The organism is Umezawaea endophytica (assembly GCF_025061645.1).
Taxonomy (GTDB): domain Bacteria; phylum Actinomycetota; class Actinomycetes; order Mycobacteriales; family Pseudonocardiaceae; genus Umezawaea; species Umezawaea endophytica.
Map to the genome: position 1 here is coordinate 1 of NZ_JANYMP010000005.1, position 4,513 is coordinate 4,513.

Consider the following 4,513-nt stretch of genomic DNA (forward strand, 5'->3'; position numbering starts at 1 on the left):
CGTGCCCTCGCCCGCCATCGCCGAGTACAGGTCGTGCGGGGCGAAGAACCCGATCGTGTTGTAGCCCCAGTAGTTGCGCAGCCCCTGCTCCTCCAGCCCGTGGTCGGTGATGAACTGGTGCACGGGCATCAACTCGATCGCCGTCACACCGAGCTTGGTGAGGTGATCGATGACGGCCGGGTGCGCGAGGCCCGCGTACGTGCCCCGTTGCTCTTCGGGGATGTCGGGGTGGTTCATCGTCAGGCCGCGCACGTGGGCCTCGTAGATCACCGTCTCGTTGTACGGCGTCTTCGGCGCCCGGTCGGTGCCCCAGTCGAAGAACGGGTTCACCACAACCGACAACGGCACGTGACCCGCCGAGTCCTCGTCGTTGCGCCGCTCCGGCTCACCGAACTCGTAACCGAACAGCGAAGGGTGCCAGTCGACGCCATTGGAGATGGCCTTGGCGTACGGGTCGATCAGCAGCTTGTTCGGGTTGCAGCGCAGACCGCGTGCGGGATCGTGGGGACCGTGGACCCGGAAGCCGTACCGCTGCCCCGGTCCCACGCCGGACAGGTAGCCGTGGTGGACGAAGCCGTCCACCTCCGGGAGCCTGACGCGCGTTTCCTCGCCCTCGCCGTCGAACAGGCACAGCTCCACGTGGTCGGCGACCTCGGAGAACACCGCGAAGTTGGTGCCGACACCGTCGAAGGTGGCGCCCAGCGGGTAGGGGGTTCCGGGCCAGGGACGCATCGTCGCTCCTCAAGATGGTGGAAACATCGACCGGGGTTCACGGTGGTCCGGCTACCGGTCGGAGCCGGGCTACCCCTGCTGCTCCACTCGAACCAGTAACACGCGTCACGTCCGACGCGGCCCGGTCCACGATGGCGGGACGCCGTGGCGGAGATCCGCGCAGGCGAGTTGGTTGTGGATCCTGGACGCCGGGCGCCGACAGCGACGGGCACCAGGGTCACCATGACGGAGAAGGCCGTCAGCGGTCCGGTCTCCCTGATGCCCGAGGCGGTCCAGAAGGTCTTCCTGCTCCCCCGCAACAGGGAGACCCTCAAGCGCCTGGCCGACCTGGTCGTGCACGGCGACCAGGATTGAGCCGCGCCGGGTTACAGGCTGTCTGTCAAGTGTGCGTCCCCCCGTCGATACAGGACTTCGCAAGTGTCGCCGCAACCGCTGGACCACGCGATGTCCGAGGTCGACCTCCAGTTCGCCGTCAAGCCGAGTCGAGTTGGAGGACCAGGCTGTCGATGTGCGCGATGGTCACCTCGGAGTTGTCCGGCAGGACCAGGTCGACCGGCTCCAGCAGTTCGTAGTGGCCGGTTGCCGATGGCGAGGACGCCCCTGCGGTGCTGAACTCCACCGCGTTGCCCGCCACCGCGCGGACCACGCCGTCGGGCTGGTCGACGGTCGCGCCGAGGGTGATCACGAGATCGTTCGCGAAGCGCGACGGTGAGTCCCGCAGAGGTCGAAGCACACCGTCCGCTTCGACGTCGTCCTGCTCCAGCGTCACGGTGCCCCCGTCCTCCGGACCACCCGCGTCGGGCAGGTTCGCGACCAGCCGCAACCCGGTCAACCGCACCGCGTCCGGAGAGTCGGTCTCCGCGGTGAGCACGCAGGTGCCGGTGAAGTCGACCACCACAGGTTTGGACCGCAGGGTGATTTCGACGTCGGACGCCCGGCACGTCAGTTTCGACCCGGTGCCGGGCTGGGGGAGGTCGGCGTGCGCCATGGGAACTCCTCGGTAGGTGAACGGCCTCGGACTGCTTGCGGCACGGGCGTACCCCGGCGATGCGGCGTCAAACAGACGGCGCTCGTCGTCCTCATCGATCCACGACATCGACCTCTCGGTCCTCGGCGTGCGACGTGCGCAGCAGCGACGACGCCACGTCCCTCAACGGCTTCCCGTCGCGCTCGGACAGGTGCACGAGCTGCGCGTACGCGGTGTGTTCATCAACGTGGTCACGCTCCATCAGGATCCCCTTGGCGGTGGCGACCGCGTCGCGATCACGCATCGCCGCGGTGAGGCGTTCGCCGAACCGCCAGGTGTCGTCCGAAGACTTCGTGCCGTCCAGCAGCACGGCGGCCTGCTCGGCGAACAAGCCGACCACCCGTTCTTCGCGGTCGCCGAACGCGCCCGGCTCGACCGCGTAGACCTTGACCGCCCCCAGGCACCGCTCCCCCACGACCAGCGGAACGCTCAGCGAGGCGCGCATCCCCAACCGCGACGCTCGTTCGCACCACCGAGGCCAGCGCGTCTCGGTGGTCATGTCGTCGATCCGGACCACCACGCGGTGCGCCGCCGCTCGCAGGCACGGTCCTTCGCCCAGCTCGTACTGCAACCGATCCGCCTGCCCCACCACCGGGCCCGATGCCGCCGTGGTGACCCCGCGTCCTGTCCCGTCCATCAAGCTCACCCCGGCACCGGCAGACTTGGCGATGATCTCCGCCGCGGTGTCGACGGTCTCCTGAGACAGCGGGGAACCGGACGTCCTGGCGAACACCACGGCCAGGACATCGGCCAGCGGCAAGTTCTGTTCCACGATCACATCCTCGTGCGAGGGGATCGAACCGGGTCCGTGGTATACCCGTTCGAGGAGGAGTTCACACCTGCGTCGGCAACCCTGATCGCTCGCCCAGCCCGTCAGAGCGACCGGCTCTCCACCAGCTCCTTGAACCGCTCCAGGTCGGACTTGAACCGCTGGTCGAGCGACCCGGACGCCGCACAGGCCTGCTCCCAGATCCCCTCCGGTTCGAGCACGACCCGCAGGCGCACCCTCGTGGTGCGGTCGTCGGTGCCGTGCAAAGCCACCGCGCAGGCCTGATCCGCTCCGGACGTGGATCGCCAGGCGACCAGCTCGTCCAGGCGCTGGTCGGTGACCTCGACGTCGAACCGGCGTCGGACACCACCGAACAACGTCGTCCATCGCGTGCGGGTCTCGTCGACCCGGTGTACGTGCACCACGTCCGCCATGAACCGGGGGTATGCCTCGAAGATCGTCCACTGCTCGTACACAACGGACACCGGGACGAACACGTCGATCGACTGCTCGTAGGTTCGCATCGCGCACCCCCTCGACAGGGCGATACCCGACCTCAAGGACTTCACACCAAAGATTTCGGGACGAATGACCATCCACAAGGGATTCACCTGACCGGGGCGGCCTCATCGAACACGCGTCCGGTCGCCCCCGTGCGGGCGAACACCGTTTGACGGCGTTTGGCGCTCCCGATTCGGGGAAGGCCTCCAGCGACACGTTTGACGCTGCGAGAGGACGCTCATGAAAGCCGTTACCTGGCACGGCAAACGCGATGTCCGCGTGGACACCGTGCCCGACCCGGTCATCAAGGATCCCACCGACGTGATCGTGCGGATCACCTCCAGCGGGATCTGCGGCTCCGACCTGCACCTGTACGAAGTGCTGGGTCCGTTCCTCGACGAGGGCGACATCCTCGGGCACGAGCCGATGGGGATCGTGGAGGAGGTCGGCGCCGAGGTCACCGAACTGGCGGTGGGCGACCGGGTCGTGGTGCCATTCAACGTCTCCTGCGGCACGTGCTTCATGTGCGGTCAAGGGCTGCACTCCCAGTGCGAGACCACCCAGGTCCGCGACCAGGGCATGGGCGCGACGCTGTTCGGCTACACCAAGCTCTACGGCAGCATGCCCGGCGGGCAGGCGGAGTTCCTGCGGGTGCCCTTCGGCAACACGCTGCCGATCAAGGTCCCGCACGGCCCGGCGGACGACCGGTTCGTCTACCTGTCCGACGTGCTGCCCACGGCGTGGCAGGCCGTGGAGTACGCGGGCGTGAAGGCGGGCGGCAGTGTTGCCGTGCTCGGCCTCGGGCCGATCGGCGCCATGGCCGCCCGGATCGCACGCCACCGCGGCGCGGAGAAGGTCATCGGCGTGGACCTGGTCCCAGAGCGGCTGGAGCGGGCGCGCAAGGACGGTGTGGAGGTGCTGGACCTGCTGCGGCACGGGAAGCACCTCACCGAGCACATCCGCGACCTCACCGACGGCCGCGGGCCGGACGCGGTGATCGACGCGGTGGGCATGGAAGCGCACGGCGCGCCCGTGGGCAAGTTCGCCCAGCAGGTCACCGGTCTGCTGCCCGACGCGGTGGCGGAGAAGCTGATGCGCACCGCGGGCCTGGACCGACTCGGCGCCCTCCACCTCGCGATCGACCTCGTTCGGCGGGGCGGCACCATCTCGCTGTCGGGTGTGTACGGCGGGATGGCCGACCCGCTGCCGCTGCTGACGATGTTCGACAAGCAGATCCAGTTGCGGATGGGCCAGGCCAACGTGAAGCGGTGGGTGGACGACATCCTGCCGCTGCTCACCGATGACGACCCGCTGGGCGTCGACGACTTCGCCACCCACCGGGTGCCCCTGTCGGAGGCACCGCAGGCCTACGAGATCTTCCAGAAGAAGCAGGACAACGCCATCAAGGTGCTCCTCCAACCCTGACCCCTCGACGGGCCGATGCGGGTCGGCCACGACGTCACCCGTCGTGGCCGACCCGCATC

The 4,513-nt window shown here is 68.5% G+C and carries 5 protein-coding genes and 1 pseudogene; 2 read left to right on the plus strand and 4 right to left on the minus strand.

Annotation, left to right across the window (positions count from 1 at the left end; genetic code table 11):
• Positions 1 to 732: pseudogene (locus NZH93_RS12290) on the minus strand (glycogen debranching enzyme); the annotation flags it as partial.
• Between the two features lie 222 nt (positions 733 to 954).
• Between NZH93_RS12290 and NZH93_RS12295 the strand changes: the two are divergent.
• Positions 955 to 1,086 (plus strand): hypothetical protein, encoded by a 132-nt coding sequence (locus tag NZH93_RS12295; RefSeq protein WP_308214193.1) that lies wholly within the window; start codon positions 955 to 957, stop codon positions 1,084 to 1,086.
• 118 nt (positions 1,087 to 1,204) lie between these two features.
• Here NZH93_RS12295 and NZH93_RS12300 read toward each other — a convergent pair whose 3' ends face one another.
• The 3 genes from NZH93_RS12300 to NZH93_RS12310 all read right to left on the minus strand — a co-directional run bounded on the left by NZH93_RS12300 (position 1,205) and on the right by NZH93_RS12310 (position 3,052).
• Positions 1,205 to 1,720 (minus strand): hypothetical protein, encoded by a 516-nt coding sequence (locus NZH93_RS12300; RefSeq protein WP_259623154.1) that lies wholly within the window; start codon positions 1,718 to 1,720, stop codon positions 1,205 to 1,207.
• A 91-nt stretch (positions 1,721 to 1,811) separates the two neighbouring features.
• Positions 1,812 to 2,531: a GAF and ANTAR domain-containing protein gene (locus tag NZH93_RS12305; RefSeq protein WP_259623155.1), complete on the minus strand. Its 720-nt coding sequence runs from the start codon at positions 2,529 to 2,531 to the stop codon at positions 1,812 to 1,814.
• A 101-nt stretch (positions 2,532 to 2,632) separates the two neighbouring features.
• Positions 2,633 to 3,052 carry an SRPBCC family protein gene (locus NZH93_RS12310; protein WP_259623156.1) on the minus strand — a complete coding sequence of 140 codons (420 nt, stop codon included), beginning with the start codon at positions 3,050 to 3,052 and terminating at the stop codon, positions 2,633 to 2,635.
• Positions 3,053 to 3,269: 217 nt separating this feature from the next.
• Between NZH93_RS12310 and NZH93_RS12315 the strand changes: the two genes are divergently transcribed.
• Positions 3,270 to 4,454, plus strand: coding sequence for a zinc-dependent alcohol dehydrogenase (locus NZH93_RS12315; RefSeq protein WP_259623157.1), 1,185 nt, complete (start codon positions 3,270 to 3,272; stop codon positions 4,452 to 4,454).
• Positions 4,455 to 4,513: the final 59 nt, after the last annotated feature.